At 53.2% G+C, this 25,289-nt stretch carries 22 protein-coding genes and 5 pseudogenes; 11 read left to right on the top strand and 16 right to left on the bottom strand.

The window, feature by feature from the left end; all coding sequences use genetic code 11:
• Nucleotides 1-813 precede the first annotated feature (813 nt).
• From P7C00_RS18490 to P7C00_RS18480, 3 genes and pseudogenes are all read right to left on the bottom strand, one after another.
• Nucleotides 814-1,050, bottom strand: coding sequence for a hypothetical protein (locus tag P7C00_RS18490; RefSeq protein WP_041752391.1), 237 nt, complete (start codon nt 1,048-1,050; stop codon nt 814-816).
• Between the two features lie 1,236 nt (nt 1,051-2,286).
• A pseudogene (locus P7C00_RS18485) lies at nt 2,287-2,494 on the bottom strand (hypothetical protein); the annotation flags it as partial.
• A 466-nt stretch (nt 2,495-2,960) separates the two neighbouring features.
• Entirely contained in the window at nt 2,961-3,497 is a 537-nt protein-coding gene (locus P7C00_RS18480) for an AidA/PixA family protein (RefSeq protein ID WP_346635462.1), read from the bottom strand.
• 411 nt (nt 3,498-3,908) lie between these two features.
• Between P7C00_RS18480 and P7C00_RS18475 the strand changes: the two are divergent.
• Nucleotides 3,909-4,106 (top strand): annotated as a pseudogene (locus tag P7C00_RS18475) (DUF4113 domain-containing protein); the annotation flags it as partial.
• 222 nt (nt 4,107-4,328) lie between these two features.
• Here P7C00_RS18475 and P7C00_RS18470 read toward each other — a convergent pair.
• Both P7C00_RS18470 and P7C00_RS18465 read right to left on the bottom strand, forming a co-directional pair.
• Nucleotides 4,329-5,362, bottom strand: a pseudogene (locus tag P7C00_RS18470) (tyrosine-type recombinase/integrase).
• A gap of 20 nt (nt 5,363-5,382) precedes the next feature.
• A complete protein-coding gene (locus P7C00_RS18465) occupies nt 5,383-5,574 on the bottom strand; it encodes a DUF4224 domain-containing protein (RefSeq protein ID WP_404937037.1) in 192 nt (63 codons plus the stop codon).
• Between the two features lie 334 nt (nt 5,575-5,908).
• Between P7C00_RS18465 and P7C00_RS18460 the strand changes: the two genes are divergently transcribed.
• Nucleotides 5,909-6,226, top strand: coding sequence for a hypothetical protein (locus tag P7C00_RS18460; protein WP_346635460.1), 318 nt, complete (start codon nt 5,909-5,911; stop codon nt 6,224-6,226).
• 123 nt (nt 6,227-6,349) lie between these two features.
• On the opposite strand, the pseudogene P7C00_RS18455 reads toward P7C00_RS18460, so the two are convergent.
• Nucleotides 6,350-6,678: pseudogene (locus tag P7C00_RS18455) on the bottom strand (hypothetical protein).
• Between the two features lie 125 nt (nt 6,679-6,803).
• Between P7C00_RS18455 and P7C00_RS18450 the strand changes: the two are divergent.
• Nucleotides 6,804-7,211, top strand: coding sequence for a thioesterase family protein (locus P7C00_RS18450; protein WP_346635459.1), 408 nt, complete (start codon nt 6,804-6,806; stop codon nt 7,209-7,211).
• Nucleotides 7,212-7,420: 209 nt separating this feature from the next.
• Here P7C00_RS18450 and P7C00_RS18445 read toward each other — a convergent pair whose 3' ends face one another.
• Nucleotides 7,421-9,826, bottom strand: a complete 2,406-nt coding sequence (locus P7C00_RS18445; protein WP_404937036.1) for an acyltransferase family protein — start codon at nt 9,824-9,826, stop codon at nt 7,421-7,423.
• A 732-nt stretch (nt 9,827-10,558) separates the two neighbouring features.
• On the bottom strand, nt 10,559-11,446 hold the full coding sequence (locus P7C00_RS18440) for an ETX/MTX2 family pore-forming toxin (RefSeq protein WP_404937035.1): 888 nt from the start codon (nt 11,444-11,446) through the stop codon (nt 10,559-10,561).
• 1,112 nt (nt 11,447-12,558) lie between these two features.
• Between P7C00_RS18440 and P7C00_RS18435 the strand changes: the two genes are divergently transcribed.
• Nucleotides 12,559-12,942: a c-type cytochrome gene (locus tag P7C00_RS18435; RefSeq protein WP_404940041.1), complete on the top strand. Its 384-nt coding sequence runs from the start codon at nt 12,559-12,561 to the stop codon at nt 12,940-12,942.
• Nucleotides 12,943-13,641: 699 nt separating this feature from the next.
• Here P7C00_RS18435 and P7C00_RS18430 read toward each other — a convergent pair.
• The 3 genes and pseudogenes from P7C00_RS18430 to P7C00_RS18420 all read right to left on the bottom strand — a co-directional run bounded on the left by P7C00_RS18430 (nt 13,642) and on the right by P7C00_RS18420 (nt 14,599).
• Nucleotides 13,642-13,851 (bottom strand): hypothetical protein, encoded by a 210-nt coding sequence (locus tag P7C00_RS18430; protein WP_346635455.1) that lies wholly within the window; start codon nt 13,849-13,851, stop codon nt 13,642-13,644.
• A gap of 46 nt (nt 13,852-13,897) precedes the next feature.
• Nucleotides 13,898-14,035 (bottom strand): annotated as a pseudogene (locus tag P7C00_RS18425) (XRE family transcriptional regulator); the annotation flags it as partial.
• Nucleotides 14,036-14,068: 33 nt separating this feature from the next.
• A complete protein-coding gene (locus tag P7C00_RS18420) occupies nt 14,069-14,599 on the bottom strand; it encodes a GNAT family N-acetyltransferase (protein WP_404937034.1) in 531 nt (176 codons plus the stop codon).
• 321 nt (nt 14,600-14,920) lie between these two features.
• Between P7C00_RS18420 and P7C00_RS18415 the strand changes: the two genes are divergently transcribed.
• Both P7C00_RS18415 and P7C00_RS18410 read left to right on the top strand, forming a co-directional pair.
• A complete protein-coding gene (locus tag P7C00_RS18415; RefSeq protein WP_346635453.1) occupies nt 14,921-15,061 on the top strand; it encodes a hypothetical protein in 141 nt (46 codons plus the stop codon).
• Nucleotides 15,062-15,754: 693 nt separating this feature from the next.
• On the top strand, nt 15,755-16,486 hold the full coding sequence (locus P7C00_RS18410) for an ABC transporter substrate-binding protein (protein ID WP_346635452.1): 732 nt from the start codon (nt 15,755-15,757) through the stop codon (nt 16,484-16,486).
• Between the two features lie 148 nt (nt 16,487-16,634).
• On the opposite strand, the gene mddA is transcribed toward P7C00_RS18410, so the two are convergent.
• Nucleotides 16,635-17,408 carry a methanethiol S-methyltransferase gene (gene mddA / locus P7C00_RS18405; RefSeq protein WP_404937033.1) on the bottom strand — a complete coding sequence of 258 codons (774 nt, stop codon included), beginning with the start codon at nt 17,406-17,408 and terminating at the stop codon, nt 16,635-16,637.
• 112 nt (nt 17,409-17,520) lie between these two features.
• Nucleotides 17,521-18,456 carry a hypothetical protein gene (locus tag P7C00_RS18400; RefSeq protein ID WP_346635450.1) on the bottom strand — a complete coding sequence of 312 codons (936 nt, stop codon included), beginning with the start codon at nt 18,454-18,456 and terminating at the stop codon, nt 17,521-17,523.
• 203 nt (nt 18,457-18,659) lie between these two features.
• Here P7C00_RS18400 and P7C00_RS18395 point away from each other — a divergent pair, with 203 nt between their 5' ends.
• From P7C00_RS18395 to P7C00_RS18380, 4 genes are all read left to right on the top strand, one after another.
• Nucleotides 18,660-19,259 carry a GNAT family N-acetyltransferase gene (locus P7C00_RS18395; protein ID WP_346635449.1) on the top strand — a complete coding sequence of 200 codons (600 nt, stop codon included), beginning with the start codon at nt 18,660-18,662 and terminating at the stop codon, nt 19,257-19,259.
• Nucleotides 19,260-19,441: 182 nt separating this feature from the next.
• Nucleotides 19,442-19,834: an MliC family protein gene (locus tag P7C00_RS18390; RefSeq protein WP_346635448.1), complete on the top strand. Its 393-nt coding sequence runs from the start codon at nt 19,442-19,444 to the stop codon at nt 19,832-19,834.
• A gap of 224 nt (nt 19,835-20,058) precedes the next feature.
• A complete protein-coding gene (locus P7C00_RS18385) occupies nt 20,059-20,217 on the top strand; it encodes a hypothetical protein (protein WP_221811941.1) in 159 nt (52 codons plus the stop codon).
• A 144-nt stretch (nt 20,218-20,361) separates the two neighbouring features.
• Entirely contained in the window at nt 20,362-20,682 is a 321-nt protein-coding gene (locus P7C00_RS18380; RefSeq protein WP_346635447.1) for a YbjQ family protein, read from the top strand.
• A 45-nt stretch (nt 20,683-20,727) separates the two neighbouring features.
• Here P7C00_RS18380 and P7C00_RS18375 read toward each other — a convergent pair whose 3' ends face one another.
• Nucleotides 20,728-21,120: a VOC family protein gene (locus P7C00_RS18375; protein ID WP_346635446.1), complete on the bottom strand. Its 393-nt coding sequence runs from the start codon at nt 21,118-21,120 to the stop codon at nt 20,728-20,730.
• Nucleotides 21,121-21,208: 88 nt separating this feature from the next.
• The gene (locus tag P7C00_RS18370; protein ID WP_404937032.1) at nt 21,209-22,849 is read right to left on the bottom strand and encodes an ABC-F family ATP-binding cassette domain-containing protein; all 1,641 of its coding nucleotides are present in this window, start codon (nt 22,847-22,849) and stop codon (nt 21,209-21,211) included.
• A 403-nt stretch (nt 22,850-23,252) separates the two neighbouring features.
• Here P7C00_RS18370 and P7C00_RS18365 point away from each other — a divergent pair, with 403 nt between their 5' ends.
• A complete protein-coding gene (locus tag P7C00_RS18365) occupies nt 23,253-24,008 on the top strand; it encodes a carbonic anhydrase (RefSeq protein ID WP_346635444.1) in 756 nt (251 codons plus the stop codon).
• Nucleotides 24,009-24,202: 194 nt separating this feature from the next.
• Here P7C00_RS18365 and modC read toward each other — a convergent pair whose 3' ends face one another.
• Nucleotides 24,203-25,285: a molybdenum ABC transporter ATP-binding protein gene (gene modC / locus P7C00_RS18360; protein ID WP_346635443.1), complete on the bottom strand. Its 1,083-nt coding sequence runs from the start codon at nt 25,283-25,285 to the stop codon at nt 24,203-24,205.
• Nucleotides 25,286-25,289 lie beyond the last annotated feature (4 nt).

The raw sequence follows: 25,289 nt of genomic DNA, 5'->3' as shown, positions 1-25,289 counted from the left end.
CTCCTGTTAGGGTAAAAGTTTTCAATCAAGATAATTCGATATCCACCATTGGCGGGTGGATGCCTTGTTTCTTGTTCGACAAGTGTTGAACTAGGGATGTATAAAGCAATTATTCTTGTCTGCTTTCCTTAGTGCTGTTGAATGGCATGTGGGTTGTGTGGCATGCCAATCGATGCTGCTTGATGCTGGGTCTGTTTTCGTGGGTTGGGTTGAAGCTTGTTGAAACAATTGCAACAGCTGTTGCGGGCCAAATATCACAGCAGGAACGAGCGTTGTTGTCGATAGGGTGATTCAATTTTATGTAAGGGTTGAATGGCGGTTGCTGCGCTTTGGCTACTTAAACTGTAGCAAGCATATTTTTAATGTGGGTGTAGTTTTGAGTTGGGTTTAATAGTTGTCCCTATTAAACGGGGCATTCGGGAATACGATAAAAACAGGATGTTTTTAGCAATCAAGCTGTTGATGGTTATAGAGGGTGGGCCTCTCTACTGCTAGACGTCTTGCGGGGCGTAACTACCTGGCGGTGATCAATTCGGCATGCACTATCCCCGAGCAGAAGGATGGCTGGCGGGGCAGAGCGCGAACCTGCACCTGAAGCAGCGGGCGCGACAGGCTTGCAGCGCGTCAGTGCGCCGTTGCACGGCTGATGCAGATGCACCACCTGCAGGATAGGGACCGCAAGCACGGCATCCAGGGTGGATGCGGGCGCGAGATCCGGGGTGCTGATTGGCGGCACAAAAGGGTAAAGCCGGGCTCACTGCTGAACCGGGCCTGGTTCGTGCCGCAGGGGATTGGCCGAGGAGAATCGGCCCGTTATTGCGGAGGTGCAGAGCCGCCAATGAATTTTTCAGTACCAGGCTGGTGGGCACCGTATTCGACGACGTACCACCCACCAAGACGTCTAGCCTGCGCTTCGGCGGTAGGTTTATCTGCGTAGATATCGATGAATTGCCATGATCCGGGAACGTCCCTCATCACTGCCCAGCCGAGTACCCAGCCGTTGTTGTCTGGGTCAGCGGGAAGGTTTTTCCTGAGGCTTCTGATTGACATCACCGCTCCTTGTCTTTGAGAGAGGCAACACGTTACTGCTGATGCCGGGCAAGGTGGTAGTGGCATTGGTCTTGATATTGCCAATATCGATGCCGAGCTCCAGGGGCGGATACGGCAGAAGCCGGTGGGACACCTGCCTTCAGCGCTCGCTCAGCGTGCTCTCTCAATTCCTTCTGGTAAGAAGGGATAACTGAAGAGAGTTAGTTGCCCCTGGAAATGCTGGCGGGCAGTGAAATAGGTTCAGGTTGCAGGTGTCCGGTTTTATTAGGCCGCTACAGTGGACGCTGCGATTGCTACCTTGCTAATTTCCCTGACCGGTCTAAGGTCTATCTCAGTTCTTACTTCAGCGTGCCAGGAGGCATTCAGTGCAGGGTAGGAATCGGCCACTTTTCACAGTTATATCTAGCAAATTCCCATTGGGAGGGATACCAATGAAAAAACTACCAGCCTGTTTGATTTCACTTGCCTCGGCGCTGAGTCTATCTGTTCTTTCTAGTTATGCTCTAGCGGATGTATACCTTTGTACATCCGATCCTTGTAATACTTGGGAGCCGACTCCACTCACAGAAGATCAACGTAATATAAAGTCTCCAGATAGTAATAAAACCACTATTAAGGCGACCCTGGAGAATTCAGTAAAGACAGAAATTTCCAGTGCTTACAAGACTAAGGATCCGAAAGGTAAAAATCTTTACCTCAAGAAAGACCTATGGCATAAAGGGGGTTCAGTTCCTTTTTCGGAGGATGTGCATGTGACTGTTTATATTTATGATAAACCCACCAGCGCGAGGCCCTCTAAGTCATGCCACGCTTTCTCATATAAGAAGCAGGGCAACAAGAACTACTTCGGTACCTGTCAATAGACGTAGTTATCTCGAAGCCGGAGCGCTCAGCAGATTCCGGTCCTGGGGAAGTGTTGTCGCCCACAACGCTTGCTTGGCGCCTATGGTTGATCTTGGCAGTGTTGCTAGTGGCAACCGTGGAGCGTTAATCGAATTCATCCACTACCTCTACTACCTCGGCTGCTCAGTAGTTGCTGTAGGCTGCTCAGCGCCGATCCGCTCGAGCAACGCCCTCTCCTTGGCGCGTTTCTGCTGTTGCAATTCCGCGTTGGTCTTGGCCATGGCCTAGCTCTTCGATGCCGCTGGCCGGTATCGTCGACCAGGTTTGTCGGTGGCTCGGATGTGAGTACGACGCTGGCGTTGAGTGAAGGCTCAGCCGGCGCGCGACAGATCGTTATGCAGTAGGTCTGACACGGAAGGCCAGGTACACCGGGCCGAATGGGAAGGTGCTGACTTCCAATTCATCTAGGGGGGGTGAGCGTGCGCGTGCGGCCCCCTGCGTTGCTGTAGATCATGTGGCTGCTCGACACCGCGATGTTGATCTTGCCGGCGGCGGCCTGGATTAGCGTGGCCTTGAACCCTTCAGTCACATCGTCACCGATTCCGGCGACCGGGGACTGATCGCGCTGCGGGCCTGCCAAGCGTATGTTCGGGAAATTCAAAAAGAATAAAATTCAGCTGAAAATCCGCTTTAAGAAGAATGACGCTTTCGCCTACATTTATGGGCGTAAAAATTAGCATGCCGGGTACGAGCGCTCTGAGTCGGGTGTTCTGGACCGAATCCAGTTAACTGGAATTTGTGGCGGAAAATCCCGTTATCGGTATCACCGACGACGGAGACCGAGGAATGATCGCGCTGGCTGCGTGTCAAGCGTATGCAATGGATGTTTCTGAAAATTGGGGTTTTTACAAGTATTGAATTCTTTAAATGTCAGCGCTTAGGGGGGGCGACTTAGTGCTGCGAGTGTGGCGTATGTACTAAATAGACTTTCGTAATAGGTGAACAGTACTAGGGCTCTCGCCCAATTTGTGTTGGGCGAGAGTCTTGCTGCCTAATAGTCGTCCAGTTTATTCGATGTTGAGTGTTGGATCCCATATGCAGCATCCAACGACTTTGTTAAATCTGTCGACGATAATAAAGGACCATGTGTATAATACGGTACCTCTTGCTTCTGCAGTAGCCTCCCATGAATTTATAGTGATCATCTGTGGGATTGGTGGTCCGTTTGGATTATTGGGATTAAGCGATGATACGTTGTCAGTGATTGGCGTTAGTCTAGGCTGGGTAATAATTCCAGGGGGGGTGGAACTAAGGATATTGAATTTATCTAATATCACCGCAGTGCCGAGGTTCCTTGAGATGTCTGTTGCGCGCCATCGAATGACATCGCCAACTCCTACTGGGAGATATAGGTCGCCTGTTCCTTGATGTCGAAGTCCATTGCTAAACTTGGCAGTCATGTGGATTGTTTTTTGGGCTAAATCATAGCTCAGCGCAGTTGGTTGGTTGCGGTTAGTGCTGATGTCCGGGTGTCCCTTTTCGTTGTAGTATTGAATAATGGTGTCTACATCTATCACGGTTAGTACATCAACAATAATTCCCATTATGACTTTCCTTTGTCTGGGTTAGAGGGGTGCAATGAATTAAATGCTCGGCGGATTGGCTTTTGTTAAGCAGTTTTCGAGTTGACTATAGGTCCAAGGTTTGGGGAGTCAAATAATTATCTTAAATATTTGTAGACAAGAGATGAGCGGTAGCCCAGCATGGGTTGAATAGGTGTTTTTTTTATTGCAAAGGGTTGTATTTTGTTATTTCAATATTCAGTTTTGGCTTAAAGGTACGGTGCGGAGTTTTGGACTTTGTCAGCTCTGATATTGCTATCAATACACATAAACTCGCAAATGGTGCACTTACCCACGGGGCGATCAATTCAGCATACAGCCCTGAATATTCCAATATCCTCGAACGGCCTGCCTTGCTACGTCACCATTTGTTCACATTCGCGCGCCTCGACAAAGCTGAAGGGGGGGCTGGACGAGATCAATCAACGATGGGGCAGGAGAACGCTTCGTTCGGCCAGCGTGCCGAGCAATCCGGACTGGGGGATGCGGCGCGAAATGATGAGTCAGAGCTACACGACTAGGCTAGATCTGATGTGGAAACATGCATTTGAGTGGGAGATGTTCGGTCGGCAGGACGCTGGAGGGTGGTAACATCAGCTTTCATCAGGGCTTGAATGCAAGCCAGCGCTGAGAAAAAAGTACAGCAGGAAGTACATCTGAATAGCGTCGCTTTAGGTTTGGCCAGTAAACGTTGATGTTTTTGCGCTGAATTAGACTCCGGCTTCGGGCACCATCTATTTCAAGGGCTTGCACGGTTTTTTTGAGTGAGCCTTATCCTGAACTGCTCCGCAATTTCAAATACTGCTCCGCAATTCACTTTGTAGGCGTGACCTTTTTGCCTATCCGTTTGCGGATGTAGTTCTCTGTCATCACCACCGTGGTGTGCCCGAGCTGATCTCTTGCTTGCAAGTATGTCGCCACTGGATTCCGCTTTGTCGGTGCCGGCCTTCGCTCGCAAATCTCGCATCTGAAAATCAGCTTTTTCAACTCCTTCCACCTGGCGCGCCGCATCAAACCTTCCCCGCAGCATACTGGTGGTCATTGGCTGTCCATCCTCCATCACTACAAGCCGAGTAGATCTCACTCTGTAGCCCGCTTTCCTGGCCGCAATGCGGTCAATCACGACCCTTAGTTCCCCAATGGTCTCAATCCTGCGCCTGGCTCCGGTCTTGCTCTGGGCAACAGCAAGTTTTCCATCCTTGATGTCCCGCTCATCCATTTTCAGCGTATCGGCGATTCGCTGTGCGGTTAGATAGAAGAGATCCAGGGCGTCTTTGAGTGGCTGATCACTCTTCGCGTAGACAGCCGCGAACATTTCATCTTCGACGTATACGTCACGACCGGTCTCCTTGTGCCCCTTTACCCCGGCACAGGGGGTGGCCAGCGCGGTGTATCCGCACTCGGGTGTAAAGTTCCAGATAGCGCTGAGCAGCGCCTTTTCCCTGTTCGCCCGAACCGGCGCGGTCTTTCCTCGTTCCCGTAGGTATTGCCGCACATGTTGCGGCTCAATATCCTCGAGCGACGCCGGTGGGTCATTGAAGAAATCGAGTAGGTTTTTCAGCTCGCGCTTGTTGTCCTTCTGGGTGACGGCTGACTTGGTTGGGACGACCTCGCTCATGTAGAGGTCGGACACATAGGCAAAGGTCAGCACTGATTGTGCCAGAGCTGACGCGGTTCTTGTTTGCTCGAGCTTGGCATACTCCATGATGGCCAGACCGTAATCAGTCCCCAGGGAAATCTCCTTTCGTGGCTTGCCTCCAGTGTCGTAGAGGTAGTAGATCTTGTCCCCCGCGCTTGCGAAGTCTCAGGCGAGGGATGCTCCCGGGAAGTGTCGGTTTTCTGCCCATCATCGAGCCTTACGCGGTTGTCACTTGGCACGCCCTGTCGGTAGCTCCACTTTCCCCGCGATCAGTGCTGCGGTGGTGACGCAGGGCCAACCGTTACGCTTGATTGTGTGCCTGATTCCGTTTTTGCACAGCACAGCAATCTGGTTGGCTTTTGTTTTTGCGCCAGTCAGCTCACACGCTTCGTCATGACTCAAAAATTCAATAATACTCATGCAGATATCCATGCCGCGCGTGGCGGCAGAAAGTAGTTATTCGGCCTGTAGCTGGTAGTAGGTGGTGTACCGGCGCCGCGGATAGGCTTTCCGATTGTTGAGGGGGGGCAGATGGCGCTGATCGCCGCCGGCGTTGCGCCGTGGCAGGGTTGCAGCGTTCGTCCGGCCTAGTCCTTCATCCAAGTCCTGGGCTCTCGGGTCGGGTGGACTCTTCTGGACCAGTCCTGTCGGAGTGTGACCAGTCCGCTGAGTTTTACGACTCAGCTGGCTTGGGCCGTGACGGTTTTGTTGAACTTAGGTAACTTGGCATTTTCCCTTCACGGATGACGGATTCATGCCAAGAACGAATCGTATTGCAAAAAATGCCCTGAGCATCTCGCTGCTGGGCCTACTAGTCACTAGCACATTGGCCTTGGCGGAAACTCAAAAGGTGACCGATCTGTTACGCAGTGGCTATGAGATCAAAGCCGCCTACCAGTCGCCAGCAAGAGTCGGCACGGTTCACTTTCTAATCTTGCAAAAAGGCTCGTCTGCGTTCCAATGTATGAGCTACGGCTCCGAATTAAGGCCGAAATTCTTCGACTATTCCAACACCTACTCTTGCGCAGAAGTTCAGGATCTGATTCCCGTCCAGCCTAACCTTGGGCAATGAACCAAAAGTGCATTTACGGTTATGGGTAACGCTGGATTTTGTCTAGGCCGCGCAGGTTCGGCAACGTCATTCATGGCCTTGGCCCCGTGTAGATCAGGTAGAGCATGTAGAGGGCGGGGAGGATCATGGCTGCACCTCCCGGCGCGCCCACCAACAGACCGGGCCATCGTTGGTGTCATGGATAGCCAAGCAGAACCAGCCTTCGCCTTCAGGCTTGCCCGGCTCCCAGTAGCCGCAGTGCGGCTCATCGGACTGGAAGTAGCGATCTGCGACCTCTTCCGGTGCGTCTGCCTCCAGGCTGATCATGACGAGCTTCAGGCCCTGCTGTGCGACCCAAGCCTTGCACTTTTCGCCGTCGCCCTCGTCGAAGTCCGGCAGCCCGGGTGCTGGAACATTCCGTATTCGTCGCGAACGACCGGTGCTGCTTGGGTCAGTTTGATTTCTTCAGGCATGACTTCGTCCTTGGCCGCTATAGCGGCTGACTTTGAAGGGGGAGGGAGGTATCGTCCGACCCGAACACGCAGGAGCTGCGATGTGGTCTTGCGATCTCTATCACTCAATATTAAGGATTGATCTAGTGCCGAGCTCTGTGATTATTAAGAGAAAGGTATTGTTCGGCGATTGTGATCCGGAGGGGATAGTCTATACACCTAGGTTTTCGTACTTCGTTGTTGAGGCTGTTCATGATGCACTTACAGTGTGGCTCTCCGGCCCCGGATTAAGAACTCTGCTGGGTTTTAATCTACTGCCTCCAGCGAGGGCTTTCTCTCTAGAGTTTCTTCGCCCAGTCACTTGGGATGATGAGCTTTCGATGAAAGTGAGTGTTTCCAGTGTTGGACTTCACTCGTTCACATTTGAAGTCGAGGGGCATGTAGCGCCAGGTGTCATAGCATTTACTTCTAGTCTTACGCACGTTTGCGTCTCGCCGGTTACCAGAGAAGTTATTGAGGTTCCTGAGCAACTGAGGGCGCTACTCCTGTCTTGAGAGTTGTAGTTGCTTGGACAGGGCGCAGCGGATCGAAGTTTGGCTCGCCGGTAATGACCAGCTTCGTCACTGTCGAGCTCTCAATCTTCAGCGCTGGCGGCCCAGCTGCGTCGTGACAGTTCGCGATCATTGTCGTTGAAGGTCAGCTCGTCTATGCGCTGATCTCTTTCGTTCAGATCTGACTGAAGGGCGGGGGCAGTCCATTCATCCTAGTTGAAAATTTCAAGTTCGCCTGATTTCTGAAGCTTCTCTCCAATAAAAATCGCTCCACTTTTTGTAATGTGAGAGACATCAGAGAATATTGGATCACCGGTATTTGAAAAAACAGAGCATGTTTTTTTGTTCCAGTTACAGATGTATTTTCCAATGTCTAGGATTTGCGCCCCGTGAGCTTGATCCATAAGCTTGGCTCTCTTGCTTTCAAGATTTGAGGTTCGAGAGGCGAAAGCTATTTTTTCTGGGATGACATCTTTCCAACGAGATAGAAGCATTACGTCAATGCCCCCTTTACCTTGAGCTTTTGAAGGTATGATGATTAGTTTGGCGTTTCGGTTTGATGTCGTCAGTGCATGTATGGTGTTTTGTATTTGATCTATTCCATAGTCTGTCCAGGATGAGGCTATTACTATAATGTCGGCCGATGAAATGCGTATGTCATTTAAGATGTTATTTTGCCTTTCTCGACACTCTTTTTTTTGCATGGTATCAGTGGGAATGTTGTCGTAAAACTCTGTATTTATGGGTATTACCGCTTGGCATGAAACTGGTATTAAAATTGTGGAGATGTCCAGTTTTTCAGGGGTTGTTTCTTCTATTATATTCAAAAAGTCAGCAGCTTGACTGTCTCCAATAATCAGTACTCGTTTTCTGTGGTTGTTTGAAAATTTTTTCCCTTCAAGCTTGTTGAAGCGATTCCATACATATGCACGATGTTGCTCTATTGGCGTTTTGAGTAGCTGCTGAGTAGCATCTGAGAACCGTTGTGGCAGACCGCTGGAGGAGTAAATTAAGCCTCCAATAATTGCAAGTGGTGCCAGTAATGCGCAGAAAGATATGAGGCCTGCCTTAATGCGGCCATGCTGCTTTAAGTATTCGATGTGTCTAAATGGTGTTTCTACATATTGATATAGTAATTTTGCGATAATTAATGTTGCAGATAGCAAGGCTGCAATTTCCAGTAGTGATAGCGGAGCCTGACTTACTCTTATGGACTTGTAAAAAACAACGATTGGCCAGTGCACCAAATATGCAGAATAGCTAATTTTTCCAATAGCAACAAAAGCTCCTGAGCTGAGAATTTTTGAAGTTATCGGAGCGTCATTGCAATATATTAGTAACGCCGCCCCTATACATATTGGTAATGTGGCGATTCCTGGGAAACTCATCTGGCTTGAGTAAAGAAAGCTTGGGGCTAAGATTAGCAATGTTCCTATAGCAGCCACGACTTCCTTGTTTTTTTGATTTAAATAGTCTTTGTTTATAAATACAAGAATTGCGCCAAAAGTAAACTCGAAAAATCGAAACGGAGACAGGAAGAAAGCGGCATTTCTGCTAAAGCTTAATGCGATCTCTGCGGAGATTAAAGAGATTAATGCAAAAGCTATTATTGAAATTATGGCCTTTGATTGATTTAAGAGTCGCCCAGTAAAAAATAAAAGCAGTGGAAAGAATATGTAGAATTGTTCTTCAACTCCAAGCGACCATGTGTGTAGTAGCGGTTTGCTAATGGCGTCTGAGTCGAAATATCCTGACTGAAAATAGAAGTAAATATTTGAAATGAATAATGATGAGGAAAGGAGCGAGCCACCGAATTCTTTATAATTTTCAGGAGGGGTGATTGCAGTCGCACATAAAATCGTAAGCAGCGACACTGCTATCAATGCGGGGAATATTCGCCTGGCTCTCCTGAAGTAAAATTTTCTAAAAGAGAATTTTTCAGAGTGCAAGTCTTGGCATATGATGCTTGTTATTAGGTATCCGCTGATTACAAAGAATACATCAACTCCTACAAAACCACCTTTAAGGTGCGGAAAGTCAAAGTGATAAAGTAATACAAGACCTACGGCTATAGCGCGGATTCCGTCAATTTCTGGAGAGTACTTTAAGGCTTTTATTTTCCAGCTTTTACAGGGGGCAGCTCTTTTTAAATGGTCGGTACTTAGTTCTCTTGTTCTTATGGTTGTGTGAAGGAGGATGAATAGTATAAGGAGTGTTGCTGTTGGCAATATTATATAAAGTGGCGGATCAAAGCTAACGGAGAGCCTGTAGGCCATCTCTGATGGGGTGGTGCTTGAGTTGTGTTTCGTCTGGGAGAGATAGATATCTCTCCCCCAGTAAGACCATTTTCCCCCTCCATTTTCGCTTATGTCGTCATGAAGTGCTCCTCCGCGTCCTATCGGCCTGCCATTTTCGAATAAAATGCCATCCTTAAAAATGCTTTTTTGATTCTCTGGCGCGGAAAATATTGTAATCCAGAAAGGTACGGCTGCAATATAAGCGTTGCGATCTTGGTGTTTTATATTATTTAAGTCTACTGATGCTGTTGGACGTGCCACATATATAGCGAGTAGGGCGATCAATAATATAGAAGATGCTTTTGCGAATAAACGTATCATTCTACACCAGGGTTTGGTTTAAATTTTTAGAGTGTGCAGTATGAGTCTGAAACTTAAATCTATCACGTCATCATCCTTGTGACATATCTTGATTTGGTGACTTTTCAATATAACGAACTAGGGGTTATCGGTCTAGATGCCTTGATCATCGAATCTGCAGCGGTACAAGCCTTCTGGCGCTGAAATGAGGCCTGAGAACTGGTAAGCGATGTGTAGAGTCGCAGCGGTGACCGACTCATCGCCAATTCTGTTCGGCAGGACGCCGGGATATATTATGCCTTGGCGCTCATCAGGATTTGGATGCCATCCAGCGCCGAAAAAATAGTAAAGCAGGAAATACATCTGAATTGCGCCAGTCCAGTTTTTCCTATCAAACATTGACGTTTTTGGCTTAATTAGACTCCGGCTTCGGGACCCATCTACTTCAAGAGCTTAGGCGTGTTTCCTCGCTTCTTAGGCAGAAAGCAAGTTGTCGCAATCCTCTATGTAGCCGCAATCTACTTTGTTGGCTAGACCTCTTATAGACAAAGGCATTGGTGTTCGGAGCAGCAAGCGGGTGTGCGACGATTTCATGGGCTACTAAAATCGGCTTCGAGAAAGGTATGACCGAAATCGGCTGCCTGGCTTACGCTCCTGCCGCCGCAGTGGGAGAGCAAGATTGATGACGTGCTGCCACATAAGTGGCAGCTGGTCTAGTTACACAAGGGTTGAATCCTGAACGCATACCAATATTTACACTGACTGTGAAACGGCCACATTGTCATGGATTATTTCAAATCTTGCTGGGAAGTGACTCTCCTCAATCAATACACCTTTTTCTTCTAGGTTTCTGATATTGGTTATATCAAAAATTCGAACGTCAAATCGAAGTCCATGATTAGTGACGAACCTTGTTTCTGCCGAGTTTATTGCTGGGTTGAGTGGCCAGCCACCGTCTAAAAAACCTTCAGATTGAGACGGGTTTTCTCCCCAGTTACTCATGACTCTTGCAATACTACCAAGCGGAGAGTCATGTCGCACATGATTAGTCCGAGCTCTATAGTTGGCAGTGCCATAAAGCTCGGCACGAACTGTACTTCTACCCGAAGCAATCACTCTCTCCATAATGTAATCAACTCGATACCTTCTGTTTGCAGGGACCGAAATCGAAAACGGGTCAACGGTCCAGCTCCTCTGCGTTGTCCTTGTGACGGTATTTTGAGTGGACATATTGTATTCAACGCTAAAGTTGTGAGTAATTCCTCCGCTGGCAAATAGTACATCTACAGATGCAGTAGTCTCTACTCCATAAGTAAACACCCATCCACTTGAGTTTGTGGTTGATGTTTCGCTTGTCTCTACATAGCTGAAGCCGGGCACAGGGAGAGATATTTCATGCGACAAATCATTGCTCATGATGTTTTGCGTAACAGTTAATATTTCGACTGATCCAGCGACTGATGCGGGAATGCTCTGTCCTGACAGTTTGGCATCATCAACTCGATGCCCCAGATAATCAAGGGGGGTGTTTGCAGTACCGGGCCGCTGGGTATGTGTTGCATAATTTACCAACATGGTTCTGAGCATGGTGTCTAAATCCACCCCAGATCGTGCACTTGTATCAACACTATCCTTTTTCATTTTTTTAGCGTCCTTTGATTATGAATTCTCCATAGAATTTAACGCTAGCAGATTGGTTTTCGGTGTCAATATTGTGGAGGGCACGACATCCGCTCAACTACGCCATCAACATTCGTCCAGCCTGACACTGTAGTTTGAAAGATTTATCCCTCTTGGTCCTTTAAATGGGGGCCAAGGTATGTGGTTGAAGGTATTTTCCTTCCAAGCACAGAATTTTCATCTTCGGCTTGGCTTCAGCATCTTCGTCGAACTTAAGGCTTACGCCGTCGGACACTAGTGGTTTTTATGCAAAAGCATTTAGACATCTAAGCGATAAAGTCCGGTAATACGTAGCCCTGATCCCAGCGCTTAAAGCGATGGCGTAAGCGGTGTTGCCCGTATGGCTATCTGTACAGCCCTCAGTCTCCATTGACGGTGCATGTCGGCCTGGCCGAGCGCCGGCAATGGATCGGGCATTTATTCCTTCAGTAAACCTGCCGCTGATCAGCCGCTGTTCACCATGCCACCACCTGTGGCCTTGGTCAGTGACTCTATTGGTTCCGAGCTTTGATTGCTTCTGCTTGGTGCGCTCTTTTGGCGTTGTCGGGTCTGGCGCCAGGACCATCGACTGGCGCTGATGATCCGGGAGAAGTCCAATTGAGCTGCAGAGTATTGCAGGTTGCCGCGGTATCGAATAAGACAGTGCTGTTTCTTGGGCCCACCCTCATTGATCCATTCAAACAAGCTATCGATTGGGGGGACCGTCCGGTTTGCCCAGATTTTGCGGAAGAAATGCCCGGGGATGACCTTATCGACGCGAGCATTGCCCCGGGACTGGTCATCAACTCCTCTGGGCGATCGTTGCACGCAAGGGCGTCCCGAAGGAGAATGGCGGGCTTCTAATCACCGTCACCAGGATTGCTCAGTGAAATCAGTGAGTTGGTATCAAGCTTGTGGACGGGCATGCCAAGCGAAACACCGTGTGATCTGAAGTTCTTCTCTTACGAGCGCGAACACATTGCTCATGAACAGCCTCGGTTCAAATGTTCTCGAGAGAGTTGAGTGCTGCAGAAGCACGCCAGGGATTTGCCTTCGATTCAGATCTTATTTATCCAATAAGGCCATATGGAAAAATGAAAATAAAAGTACTATTCATCGCTTCGCTAGGGATTCTATCGCTGTTTCAAGCATCACTATCCTTCGCGGATGATGCCAATGGAAAAAATATCTATTTACAGCGCTGCGCTATGTGCCATGGAGCAGATATCAAAGGGACAGGACCATTGGCAAATAAAAGCAATCCTCCTACGCCAGATCTAACAACGTCCGCTTTCAAAAAACGACTGAATGATTACCCGGGCGTTATTGTGTCATCGATAATATTGCGTCCAAATGGCGACTTGATTCCTAAAACTTTGCGAGAAAATGGTGTGAAGCTATCGCCATTCTCTTGGCGGGTTAATGATTTTCGCGATTTAAATCAATATATGAGTGGTGTGATTTTAAAGAAGCGATGATGTTGAGGTAAGAGTGCGATATGGAGTTTTAAGGGGTATTTAACGATTTGCCTAGGGGCTTAAAGGCTACCGCTCGTAAGGACGTGGCATTTCGATTCAAACTTCGGGCAGCATTCATATCAAGGGTTTGCCTGGTTTTTACTATGCAGGCCCTTCTTGTTTTCGTTCCGCAGTTGGTTATTTTTTCGGCGTGGCTTTCATATCTTGCACGGCTGCCCACTTGTGATCACTTGTTTGAAAGACTTTGGCCGTGTAGCTCGTTTCCAGATGCCGTTCACAGACGAGCCCCAGCAACGTCTGGGGTTCGATAACAGGCATGGATACGCTGAGGTCGAATTCATTGGCGCAGATGATCGGAGACACTGGATATGAAGCCTGACTGTCTGGGCTGGGAATCATAACAGCCAGGCATGTCACTTCTTTCATCGGGACTGTATTACCACCCTGATTGGCTAGTCGGGGCTGTTGGGGCCAAATGTTAGTGACGAGCTACCTGTGCCCAAACACCATCAAGTCTGTCGATAGAGGTAGCTCAGCGTTATCAGCTCAAACATCACAACCATCAGGCAGAACCCGACAAAACCTCGAGTAAAAACCCTGCGAGGCTTGGTGCCAGAAGTTTGGTAGTTACCGAAGACACTGAGAAGGTTGGATATGAATTCTAAAAAGTCCATCAGTGTCCGACGTTTCCCCTTGACTCTAATGGAGAGTCGCAATCCTGCGATTTTCTCCAATTCTGATACGATCAAGCGCTCGGTTTAACGCATCCAGCGCATTCAACAAGGCTTGCGCTTCAGCCTCCCGGCCATCTCCCCAAAGCCTTTCAGCCATCGTGTTGAGCGCCTGAATGGATCGTTCTATATCAGCGGCAGTCGCTGTTTTTTTATCCGCTGGCTGTTTCTTTGGCATTCAATATTTCCTGGGCGCTTGAGAATCAGCGCGAATACATTGTCCACTAGAACACGTGACCTAGGGTTGTAACCTGCAGCTCCTGAAGCTCAGTAAATGTGTAGCTCTCATGCTGACGCTCATCCTGATAGAAGCTGCGCAGGCGCCGCCCTGTTGGCAGTCGCTAGACTTGCTTCACTCGCAGTGGAGACGCCATGCTGTTGAGCTTATCTGTTCTTCAAGCAGAGCGACTCGGCTTATCTATTTTGTAGAGCAGGTACTCTTGAGTGCGATCGGTGAGTTGTCTAGTGGCGCGACGGAAGAGGCGTCCACCGATTTTCTCCATGGCGCGTTGAGATCGAACGTTCTGGCTGTCAACCTGAAACCAAACAGTGTCGACCCATTGGAATGCATGAGTCAGCATTAAATGTTTCAACTCTCTATTGGTTCCGCCTCCCCAATGATCACGAGCCAGGAAGGTATAGCCGATCGTCACTTCTCGTTTTTTCTCATCGAACTCGGAGTAGCGAGAGGAGCCGATCACTTGGTTGCTCCTGCGGTCGATCACGATAAGCGCAGACTTTGAAGCAAGCGCCTCGTTAAACCATTGCTGAAAAACGGGCTCCTGATAGCGCGTTGGGCTTGGATGCTGAGCCCAGATCAGCGGGTCGGATGCAACACGGTACAGCGCTTCGAAGTCATCAATTTCCAGTGGGCGCAGTTCTAGCGATTCACCAATAGTTGAGGGGGCGAGTGGCAGCAGTTGCATCATTTTTCCCTTTGGGCTCAAGAGTGGTTTTGTCCGTTCACTGTCACATTGGCGCATTTATCGATTGGACTGCCTTCGAAAAGTCATAGTCTCTCCGATAGGGACGATGACTGCCTGATCAGCTTCGCCTCTGACGTGACAATACACCGCACTGGCGCAACTGACGTGACTGGTCTTTTCTGTTTCGGGTCCGTTGTTGTGCTCGCTGACCGGTCTGGCGGCAGGCGCGCGAGGGACGGGTGTTTGATCCTTCGGCAGGCAACGGCCTGGCTACAGGAGCCTACACGGATCGTTATCGATGTTTCGACCAAGGAGCTTATATTGAACAGGAAAATGTTGGCGGCTTCGCTGCTGTTGTGGATGTTCTCGCTGACGGCGCAGGCGGATTGCGCGGTACTGGGGCCTGGGGAAGATCCCTGTGCGGGCCCGGTTCTAGGGCCTACGGTTTGCGAATGTCCCTGATATTGGCTTGTGCCCTCGATAGGGGGGCATGGATTGCTCGTCTACTGACCAGGAGGTTACAAATGAAGAAAGTCATGTTGGCTGTACTGCTGCTTTGTGGTTTTTCCCTGACTGCCCAGGCAGCGTGCCCGGTGTTTGGCCCATCTGAGGATCCGTGCAGTGGTCCGGTGTTTGGTCCGTCTACCTGCGAATGCCCTTAGGGAGGTTATCTGGCGGGTCCGGTTGGATCCGGACCTGCTTTGTGAAGTTGGTATTGTCCGCTCCCGAGCAGGCAGTAAAGCGCGCTCCCTTAGAACCCGCCCTGAGCGGGCTCTTTATTGCACTGAGAAAAGATCGGCAGGCGTGCCAAACGGGCGCGGTAGAGGGTGTCTGGTGTTTACCGTACTCAAACGGCGTGCTTCTGGTTAAATGTGGCTCATTTTTACAGGAGGTTCTTTGTTATGGAAAATGTGTTCAAGCAACCGTTGTTCGTAGTCGGCATGACTCTGCTTGCTGTAGGAATAGGGACCTCAAACCCCGGTTTTTGGATACCCGGGAGCGTGTTTATGATGATCGGGTGGTCACAACGGCAGAAGGATTGAGGTCGCTGTGCTGCTAGTGCAGAGACAGTAATGCGCTAGTCCGAGCCCATCAGGTAGTTGTCGCCGGTCAACCGGTCCTGCTTTTTTCTGAACCTCATTCACGGAGCAAAACATGAGTGCTATCAACCGCGCGGTCCTGGACGACCTGGCACCGCAAGGCGTGCTGCGGGCCGCGATTAATTTTGGCAACCCTGTCCTGGCGCAAAAAGGTAGCGATGGTTCGCCGCAAGGTGTGTCGGTCGCCTTGGCAAAAGCTTTGGCTGAAGAGCTCGGCGTAAGCTTGCAGATGACCACCTTCGATGCGGCCGGCAAGGTCTTTGCGGCGCTGGAGGAGGGGGGCTGGGACGTCGCTTTTCTGGCTATCGAGCCGGTGCGTGAGGAGCAGATAGCCTTCAGCGAGCCTTACGTCATCATCGAAGGCACCTATCTGGTGGCGGCAGACTCACCTTTCCAGGCGGTCGAGGATCTCGACCAGCCAGGCCTGCGGTTGGCGGTGGGCAAGGGCGCGGCCTACGACCTGTTTCTGTCTCGCACGTTGAAACATGCTCAGCTTGAACGGGCGGAAACCTCGGCGGGCGCGGTAGATCTTTATCTGCAACAGCACCTGGATGCGGCGGCGGGTGTGCGCCAACCCCTGGAGTTGATGGCGGCAAACACTCCGGGTTATCGAGTACTGGAGGGGGCCTTTACGGCTATTCGGCAGGCCATGGCAGTGCCTCGGCCGCGGGAAGCAGGAGCGGCCTATGTCAGGGGTTTCATCGAGCGCAAGAAGGCCGAAGGATTCATTAAGGCCGCATTGGCCCAGAGCGGTCAGGCCGACGTGACTGTCGCACCTCTTCAATGACTGCGTATTGGTCATTTCAGGTCCATGCAGGCGACAGGTGCATGTCTCTTGGAGGGTCTGTGGTCTCGTCGTGAGGGCGGGAGGCGCGCGACAGTTGAAGTCATTCTCCTGATCAAGATTTCAAGAACTCTCAACCTTCTTGGCCAACTCAGGGCTTTCTGCGTGAAGGCAGTAGCATGCCGACCTGCTTTTGATAAGCGAGGTACTGCTTGCCAAAGACTCTGACCATGTCTTTCTCTTCGAGATGGGTTCCCGCGAATATGTAAGCGGTGCAGGTCAGTGCGAATACGAGGTGTCCGACACTCATCGCCGGTGTTGCCCAGAAGGCAATGAGAAAGCCCAGGTACATGGGGTGGCGAACAATCTTGTAGAGAAAGGGCGTGATGAAGTTGAGGGGCTCCGGCTGGGTTTTGTAGAGGCTAGGGTAAGCCTGTTTCAAACCAAACAACTCAAAATGACTGATCAGAAACGTTGCCACTAACGCAATCCCCCATCCTGCCCAGTACAAGCCGTTCAGCAACGCCCTGAGCACCTCGGACTGAACGCTCCAGACCATGGTCGGTATGGGATGCCACAAAATGAACAAGAGGATCAGCGCCAGGCTGCTGCATAGAACATAAGTCGCTCGCTCTATGGGGACGGGAATAATCCTGGACATTTTTTTCTTGACGCTTTCGCGGGCCATGACGCTGTGCTGGACGGCGAACAGGGTGATAAGGGCGACATCTATGGCTGTTGCAACCAGCCAATGGCGGTTTTCCCCTGAGTCAATGTTCTTCAGTACCGACAACGCACCAAGGAAGCCAATCAAGTAGAGGAAGGTCAGGAGAAAAATCACATAGCTGCTGAGGCTGTAGAGCAGATAGAGCAGGTTTGTGGCAGTGCTTCTTGGTGCTTTTTTCAGTGTGGAGTCCGCGTTCATGAACGATTCCTTTCGGTCATGGCGGAGATTGCAAACTTGCGCCCAGAGTGGAAACTCAATTAATCGACACTTAAACCTAGCACTGATTGTCGGTTGCCGTTGCTTGTCTGTTTCAGCGCTGTCCCGGATCAGGCTGCACCAGATGCCGCCAGGGGAATACCTGTCGAGCAAAATGCGTTACGTAGCCGCCGCGGGTGGCCTGGATCACCATGAACTGCAACGCAGGGCGGAGCTGGCGCAGGGTCTCGAGCTGTTCCAGGCTCAGGCAGGTGTTGCGCAGGCGCAGCACTTTCAGTGGCTCGCAGGCAGCACTGGCGAATAGTTTTTCATAGCTGGCGAAGGAGGTGACGGCCTGTTCTTCGCGCTGATCCGCCCAGTTGTTCTGCAGTTCGCTGGACTCGGTGAAGTCCAGGTTGCTCAGCCGCGGCAGATTGTCCGAGCCGGCCAGGTTGGCAATGAAGTGCTGGGTGTCCCAATGGCCGCCAATGCGCAGGTGGGCAAGGTGCGGCAGATGGACCTGAAAGAAGCTCGAGTCGGGGGCGTTGGGCAGGGTCAGTTCGCTCAAGTGCGGGGCTTTCGCTACAAAGCGGGCGATTTCTCCTGCTTCCTCCATCAGCGTGCCGGCTTTCTGGATCAGCGAGGCGTTGTGGTCCTGGGGCTCGCTGGGGCGAATGGACAGTGACCTGAGAATCGGAAAGCTGACGGCGCTGTCCAACAAGGGCGTGAACTCCCATTCGCGGGTGCCGTTTGCCCCTTGGTCCGGGCCGGAAAAGGCCAGGGAACTGAGGGTGTCGGCCACTGCCTGGTCGGCGAGACACTCCAGGGTCCAGGCAAACGGCTCTTCCCACAGGTCACCATGAAACTCCAGGTGCAGGCCACCACGTATTGGGGCCAGGGCCAGGTAGTTGTAGTCGCTGACCCACATCGGCCCCGTCAGGTCTTCGGGGTTGTCGTCGCGCTCGGCTGCCTGGTCCCGGGTGAAGTCATGGATGCGTTGCTGCAGGGCCAGCAGGCGCTGGTAGCCCGGCGAAGACAGAGGGAGGGACATGGTTGGAATCCGCTGCTGGGTGGGGCCGGGCTGAGCCGCTGGCTAGGGGCGGCCATGATAAGTCCTGGCGCCTACCTGAGTCTTGGTCCGGCACAGTGCCTTACACATTTTTTCAACAAATCAACCATGTTCCCGGGGGCGCAGGGAGCGCTAGGATCGCCCTTTCATGCACGGGTCCTGTGGACCTTTCGGAGTGTTACCCCATGCCACAAGGGCTATTGCCTCATTCATCCACTGGATTGCTGGCCAGGGAGATCACCCTGGTAGATGTCGAGCGGCTGCAGGCGTTCTTCGTTGAGAATCCGGACTACTTTCACATCGTCCACGGCTGTGCACCGCAGCCGGATGAAGCCCGCAATGAAATCGATGACAGCTTGCCAGAGGGCTGGTCCTTCACTCGCAAGTGGAAGATCGGTTACTTCGACGGGACCGGTGCCCTGGTGGCAATGGTCAGTATCGTCAGTGATCTGCTGGCATCCAGGGTCTGGCACATTGGTCTGTTCATGGTGGCCAGCTCGCTGCAGGGCCGGGGCGTTGCCCGGCAGTTGCACCGCGAGCTTGAAGACTGGGCGGCCGGGCAGGGCGCGCGCTGGCTGCGGTTGAGCGTGGTGTTCGAGAACGTCCGGGCCGAGGGTTTCTGGAGAGCCTGTGGCTATGTCGAGGCCCGTACCCGTGACGGGATAGAGCTAGGCCAGTTACGGCACCGGGTGCGCATCATGATCAAGCCGCTGTCCTCGGACTCCCTCGAAGACTACCTGACCCTTATGCCCCGCGACCGGGTCGAGCCTCTGGTGTCGGTCTGATAAAAATGGTTGAAAATGGCGAGCTGTATGTCATCGATTTCTGGGGCCGCAAGCGCTAGTCCTGAACATACGCAACCGCTGTTCTGGAGCGGTCGGCAGGACATGGTGAAGGCCTCTCGGGCATGAACTAAAACCGCTGTCGCCAGTCCCATGGGACATCTTTGACCATTCGGGGAAATACCGTGAAAACTCGTCTCGCAACGCTCTGCGCCGCAGCTCTGGCTTCGGCCCTGCCAATTCTGGCCGAGGCTGCCCAGGCTCAGTCACCCGCTCCTGAACCGACCTATCAGAGCCAGGTGGCGCGCTATCAGTGCGAGGGCAATGTCCGCATCGATGCGGCCTATCTGAACATCGACAATGGCACCTCGTTCGCCACGCTCTACTACAAGGACCAATTGATTCCCATGCACATTGCCCGTTCGGCTTCCGGCGCGCTGTATGTGGCGGACGACGAGCAGAACAGCTTTCGCTGGCACACCAAAGGCAAGCTGGGCATGTTGTCGTTCCTGGAGGCAGATCACACCGCCAAGGAACAGCAACTGCTCAAGGATTGCCAGGAGATCGATCCGCAGTAACAGTTCCACGCAGCTGGCCTTCAGGCAAAAAAAGCCCGCGGCAGAGCGCGGGCGAACGTAGTTGCTTGAATGAGCGAAGGAACTATACACAGGCGGGATCGGCGTCTGGGTGAAAGAAGTTTCATCTTGCGTGGTGGTTGTTTTGTCGGCTCAGCCGAGCCGTTGTCGGATCTGTTCTAACCTGAAATGGCGAGTCAAAAATCCCTTCAGGAAGAGAGGTGGGCATGGCAACACAACAGCAACGCCCTTATGAGCAGGAACGGAGCGATGAGGCGGCGCAGTACGAGGTCGAACACAAAGAGCCGCCACCGCAAACCTGGAAACACCCGGACGATGGCAAGAGCCTGTCGGAACGGGACGAAGAGCGTCCCTTGAAACCCTGATCCAAAGCCCCGCTCCAGAGCGGGGCTGCTGTTTGTGGCGAAGCCATTGTTGCCCATGACCGACCGTCGCCGTCGCTCTGATACCATCCCCAGCCTTAATGTCCCGGGACCTCGGGGCGGAATATCTGTTCAAGGGAGAAATACATGATTGTCACCACTACCGCCCATATCGAAGGTCGGGAAATTGCCTCCTATCTGGATATCGTCAGTGCTGAATCCGTCCAGGGCATCAACGTGGTCCGCGATATCTTTGCCGGCATGCGCGACTTTTTTGGCGGGCGCTCCCAGACCCTGGAACGCGCCTTGAAGGAGGCGCGGATCCAGGCCACCAATGAAATCAAGGAGCGGGCCCGTCAGTTCAACGCTGATGCAGTGGTCGGCGTGGATTTCGAGATCAGCATGCCTTCCGGGCGTGGCGGCATGGTGGTGGTGTTTGCCACCGGGACCGCCGTCAAGCTCAAGTAACGCTCTACCCAACTTCCCGCCCAACTGTCCCCGCCCCCCCTGGACTCAAGCCCCTACCGGGGTACAGAGCTCCACCAGGGTGCCATCCGGACAACGCACGTAGGACACCGTCTGCCCCCAGGGTTTGCTGCTGGGGGCCGCGAGTTCCTGGGCGCCCTGTTCCAGGGCCCGGGCATGGGCTGCATGGACGTCATCGGTCACCAGTCCCAGTTCCATGCCCAGGGGTTGCGGCGAGGAGTGGGCGGCGACGTGGCCGGCCTTGAAGTTCAGTTCTGCCAGGTCGTGGTCGGCGAAAGCCAGGGTGGTGCTACCGGTTTCCAGTTCGCCGTAGGTGCCGGACTCATGGAGAAACCGCCGTTTGAAGCCGAAGGCCTGCTCAAAGAAGGCCAGGGAGTCTTCAACCTTGGGCACATAGATGATGGTGTAGCCGAACTGCATGGCGTGACGCTCCTTGTCTATGGATAAGAGGACGCGAATCTAGCATGGGCGCTCGCTTGCCCGCGGCTTTTTGCGGTAAGGCGCTGATTCATTGGCGACGCTCCAGCAGCTGCCAGCCACGTGGGGACCATTGCAGTTCATGGGTCGGTGCCAGGGCCTGGAGAAAGTCCTGATCGTGGGACGCCACCACCAGTGCCCCGGGGTAGTCCCACAGGGCTCGCTCAAAGGCCTGTACCGATTCCAGATCCAGGTGGTTGGTTGGCTCGTCGAGCAGCAGCAGGCGGGCCGGGCTGCCTCCCCACAATGCCAGCGCCAATGCCGCTTTCAGCCGCTCTCCACCGCTGAGCTGGGCGCAGGGTTGCTGCACCCGCCGAGCGTCCAGTTGCAGGCGTGCCAGGCAGGTGCGCAAGGCGCTTTCCTCCAGCGGTGTAGCGGCCTTGGCCAGTTGCTCCAGCAGCGAAGGTTCGGGGGCCAGTTGCAGCAGGTGCTGGTCAAGGTAGGCACCGGTCACCGCCACCCGGCATTCGCCGCTCAGGGGCTGCAATTGACCGGCGAGCATCTTCAGCAAAGTGGATTTACCGCAACCGTTGGGGCCGATCAGGGCAATACGTGCCGGGCCGCTGACGTGGCAGGTGAGATAGGACGCCGGCGACCGACTGTCCAGCCAGGGCAATTGCGCCTGCTGCAGGTTGAGCACTGGCTGGCCTGCCTGCAGGTTGGTATCGGGCAGTGTCAGCAAGGTCGGTTGTTCCGCAGCGACCCGGGCGTAGGCACTGCGTACCTGTTCATCGAGGGTGCTCTTGTGCCCCTGATGGCTGTGACGCACCTGGCCCATGATGTCCCGGGCGGCGCCCAGTATCTTGGCTCGCTCAAAGCCGGAGACGTTGGCGGTCTTGGCGTATTTGCGCGATGTAGCGGCATGGCGCTGGATGGTGTCGTGCTCGCGTTGCAGACGTTTGTGCTCACGGCTGCGCTGGGTACGAGCGTGTTCCAGTGCCGCCTGGGCGGCATCGTTATGGGCCTGACGCTGAGCCTGGTACAGCGCGTAGTTGCCGCCGTAGACCTGGGCTCCCTGGGGGCTGAGTTCAACGATGCGTTGCACCTGCATCAGCAACTGGCGGTCATGGCTGACCAGGATCAGACCGCCGCGCCACTGTTGTAGTTGCTCCATCAGCCAACGGCGTCCGGCACGGTCCAGGTGGTTGCTGGGCTCATCAAGCAACAGCAGGTCGGCGTCGCTGAGCAGGGCGCCGATCAGCACCACCCGGGCCAGTTGCCCGCCGCTCAGGTTGGCCGCCGGATGATCCGGTTCCAAATGTTGCAGGCCGGCCTCATCCAGAGCCTGGCGCAGGCGTTCGGCCAGGTCCCAGCGATCATCCACCCGTTGCAGGTCTTCCGGGGCGGCGGTGCCGGCTGCCAGGCGCTGCAGGGCTTGCAGCGTATCAGCGACGCCTGCGACCTGAGCCACAGTCTGTTGTGGGGCCGGCAGCGGGTCCTGGGGGACATAGGCCAGGCTGGCGTTACGATTGAGGCTGCCGCAAGAGGGTTGCAGTTCACCGGCGATCAGGCGCAGCAAGAGGGATTTACCCATGCCATTACGCCCGACTATGGCCGTGGGCAGGCGATCGAAGCTCAGGTTCAGGGCATCAAGCAAAGTTTCGCCATTGGCGAATTGATAAGTCAGCTGGTTCAGTGAAACCAGCGCAGGCAGCCGGGTGACGTGAGTCATCAGCACCTCCAGAAAATGTTGGAACAGGCCAACGAGCGCTAGCAAGGCTCGTCGCGGATACATTTTGGAAGGCTTAGTTGTTCACGTCGGCAATCGTCCTGGGACGGGAAAGAAGGTGCGTAGCCTAACCGCGGAATTATCTGGCTGACAAGTCCGCTGATTCGCAGTCGGGATCTTTCAGGTGGATTTCGGCACTTGCTCCAGGTCCCGCAGATGGCTCCCCAGTCCTGGAATGAGACTGGATATTATCAATGTGAAAGTTTTTTTATTCTTTATTGCTATTGTTTTTATTGCAGTTGTTTGGACTTCAGATTGTTTGGCTGTGTTCAGGTTGACTAAGGTTGGGGTGCGAACTTTAATTCAGGCGGTGGATCTCTGAAACTTATTGTTTGAGGCAGCTGGCATGCAGAATAACATTGGTAATGATTGTGAAGAATGCTTATCCAATAGTAGGCGCACGGTGTTGAAAACAGCACTAGGGTTGACTGCTGTCAGTATTGTTGCAGGGGCGGGGCTGGGTATATCAAGTTTTTCCTATGCCGCGTCCTTGACCAAGGAAGAGCGCGACAACATGACGCCGGATCAGATCATTGCCGGCATGAAGGAGGGCAACCTGCGTTTTCGCAACGGAAAAATGGATCAGCACGACTACCTGGCACAGAAGAGAGCCAGTGCGACTGGGCAATTTCCTGCAGCGGTCATCCTCAGTTGCATTGACTCGCGGGCGCCGGCGGAGATCATTCTGGATGCCGGGATTGGCGATACCTTCAATGCCCGTATAGCCGGGAATGTCACCAACAGTGACCTGATCGGCAGCCTGGAATTCGCCTGTGCGGCCGCCGGCGCCAAAGTCATTCTGGTGATGGGGCATACCGCATGCGGCGCCGTCAAAGGTGCTATCGATAATGTCGAGTTGGGTAGCCTGACCGGGCTGCTGAACAAGATCAAACCGGCAATCGGTGCAACTAAGTACTCCGGAGAACGCAGCAGTAAGAATGATGAGTTTGTGGATGCAGTGGCCAAGACCAACGTGCAGAACACCCTCAATGAAATTCGTCAGGAAAGTTCGATACTGAGCCAGCTGGAAAAAGAAGGAAAAATAAAAATAGTCGGTGCTATGTATCACTTGAATGGCGGAATGGTTGAATTTACTGTCTGAAAGATTTCCTTCTGAAACAGTGCTGGTATTAGTCGTAGTTGCTCGATGGGCCGAGCATTTCGGGCAACTACGATGAAGTAATCGAACGCTTTCTACTGTACTTGTTTCTTTTTATATTCAAGCGCGTTTCAGCCTGACGCTCAGGCGATCGGTGCCGGTTCTTCGCGTATGCCGCAGGGCTGAGTTGTCCAGTGTCATGCCAGCACTGCCACCGCTTTGATCTGCGCCCAGAGTTGCTGCCCGGGGTGCAGGTTGAGCTGGTCCCGGGAGTAGCGGGTGATGCGTGCCAGCAGAGGGGTGCCGGCTGCGTCCAGGCGCACCAGGACGTGGGCGGCGTTATCGGCGGGAATCTCGTCGCTGACGGTTACCGGCAGGCGATTGAGAATGCTGCTGTGTTCGCTGGCCTGCAGGCTCAGGCTGACGTCCCTGGCCTGGACCTTGAAGCGCAGGGACTTGCCCAGCGCCAGGGGCTGGTGGGCCACACGCACCTGCAATTGGCTGTCGGGCAGTTGCAGGGTCAGCAGTTGGTAGGTCGCGTCATAGTCGCTGACCCGGCCTTCCACCACCACGCCAGCGTCATCCCCCAGAGCCAGGGGCAGATCCAGTCGCGCCAGGGTCTGGCCGATGGGGCCGCTGGCCAGGGCGCGGCCGTCACTGAGCAGGACGATATGGTCGGCCAGGCGCGCCACTTCATCCTGGGAGTGGCTGACGTACAGCACCGGGATATCCAGCTCGTCGTGCAGTCGTTCCAGGTAGGGCAGGATTTCACTTTTGCGTTTCGAGTCCAGGGCTGCCAGGGGCTCGTCCATCAACAACAGCCGTGGGCTGGTGAGCAGGGCTCGGGCGATGCCGATGCGCTGGCGTTCGCCGCCCGAAAGGTTCTGCGGGTGGCGCTGGAGCAGGTGGCCGATACCCAGCAACTCGGTGGCCTGGGCCATGTCCACCCGGCGCTGCAGCCTGGGGATGCGGCGCAGGCCAAATTCCAGGTTGGCCTGGACCGACAGATGGGGAAACAGGCTGGCTTCCTGGAACACATAACCCAGGGAGCGCTTGTGGGGCGGGACGAACAGCTTGCGCTGGCTATCCTGCCAGATTTCGTCGTTGATCTGGATCCGCCCATGCCCGGCCTTTTCCAGGCCGGCTATGCAGCGCAGGCAAGTGGTCTTGCCCGAGCCCGAATGGCCATAGAGCGCCGTGACGCCGCGCCCCGGCAGTTGCAAGTCGAGGTCCAGGGCGAAATCGTGGTAGCCCAGGTGCAGCTTGACGTGAATGCTCATCGAT

The organism is Pseudomonas sp. JDS08PS003 (assembly GCF_045013505.1).
GTDB lineage: Bacteria > Pseudomonadota > Gammaproteobacteria > Pseudomonadales > Pseudomonadaceae > Aquipseudomonas > Aquipseudomonas protegens_B.
The sequence above is the reverse complement of the archived record's forward strand: the minus strand, read 5'-3'. Positions and strand labels throughout refer to the sequence as shown.

What these genes read in the sequence shown, in the direction of transcription:
- P7C00_RS18490 (WP_041752391.1), bottom strand. Translation starts at nt 1,050, where the DNA reads ATGTCAATCAGAAGCCTCAGGAAAAACCTTCCCGCTGACCCAGACAAC.
- P7C00_RS18480 (WP_346635462.1), bottom strand. Translation starts at nt 3,497, where the DNA reads ATGGGAATTATTGTTGATGTACTAACCGTGATAGATGTAGACACCATT.
- P7C00_RS18465 (WP_404937037.1), bottom strand. Translation starts at nt 5,574, where the DNA reads ATGAGTATTATTGAATTTTTGAGTCATGACGAAGCGTGTGAGCTGACT.
- P7C00_RS18460 (WP_346635460.1), top strand. Translation starts at nt 5,909, where the DNA reads ATGCCAAGAACGAATCGTATTGCAAAAAATGCCCTGAGCATCTCGCTG.
- P7C00_RS18445 (WP_404937036.1), bottom strand. Translation starts at nt 9,826, where the DNA reads ATGATACGTTTATTCGCAAAAGCATCTTCTATATTATTGATCGCCCTA.
- P7C00_RS18440 (WP_404937035.1), bottom strand. Translation starts at nt 11,446, where the DNA reads ATGAAAAAGGATAGTGTTGATACAAGTGCACGATCTGGGGTGGATTTA.
- P7C00_RS18435 (WP_404940041.1), top strand. Translation starts at nt 12,559, where the DNA reads ATGAAAATAAAAGTACTATTCATCGCTTCGCTAGGGATTCTATCGCTG.
- P7C00_RS18430 (WP_346635455.1), bottom strand. Translation starts at nt 13,851, where the DNA reads ATGCCAAAGAAACAGCCAGCGGATAAAAAAACAGCGACTGCCGCTGAT.
- P7C00_RS18420 (WP_404937034.1), bottom strand. Translation starts at nt 14,599, where the DNA reads ATGCAACTGCTGCCACTCGCCCCCTCAACTATTGGTGAATCGCTAGAA.
- P7C00_RS18410 (WP_346635452.1), top strand. Translation starts at nt 15,755, where the DNA reads ATGAGTGCTATCAACCGCGCGGTCCTGGACGACCTGGCACCGCAAGGC.
- mddA (WP_404937033.1), bottom strand. Translation starts at nt 17,408, where the DNA reads ATGAACGCGGACTCCACACTGAAAAAAGCACCAAGAAGCACTGCCACA.
- P7C00_RS18400 (WP_346635450.1), bottom strand. Translation starts at nt 18,456, where the DNA reads ATGTCCCTCCCTCTGTCTTCGCCGGGCTACCAGCGCCTGCTGGCCCTG.
- P7C00_RS18395 (WP_346635449.1), top strand. Translation starts at nt 18,660, where the DNA reads ATGCCACAAGGGCTATTGCCTCATTCATCCACTGGATTGCTGGCCAGG.
- P7C00_RS18385 (WP_221811941.1), top strand. Translation starts at nt 20,059, where the DNA reads ATGGCAACACAACAGCAACGCCCTTATGAGCAGGAACGGAGCGATGAG.
- P7C00_RS18380 (WP_346635447.1), top strand. Translation starts at nt 20,362, where the DNA reads ATGATTGTCACCACTACCGCCCATATCGAAGGTCGGGAAATTGCCTCC.
- P7C00_RS18375 (WP_346635446.1), bottom strand. Translation starts at nt 21,120, where the DNA reads ATGCAGTTCGGCTACACCATCATCTATGTGCCCAAGGTTGAAGACTCC.
- P7C00_RS18370 (WP_404937032.1), bottom strand. Translation starts at nt 22,849, where the DNA reads ATGACTCACGTCACCCGGCTGCCTGCGCTGGTTTCACTGAACCAGCTG.
- P7C00_RS18365 (WP_346635444.1), top strand. Translation starts at nt 23,253, where the DNA reads ATGCAGAATAACATTGGTAATGATTGTGAAGAATGCTTATCCAATAGT.
- modC (WP_346635443.1), bottom strand. Translation starts at nt 25,285, where the DNA reads ATGAGCATTCACGTCAAGCTGCACCTGGGCTACCACGATTTCGCCCTG.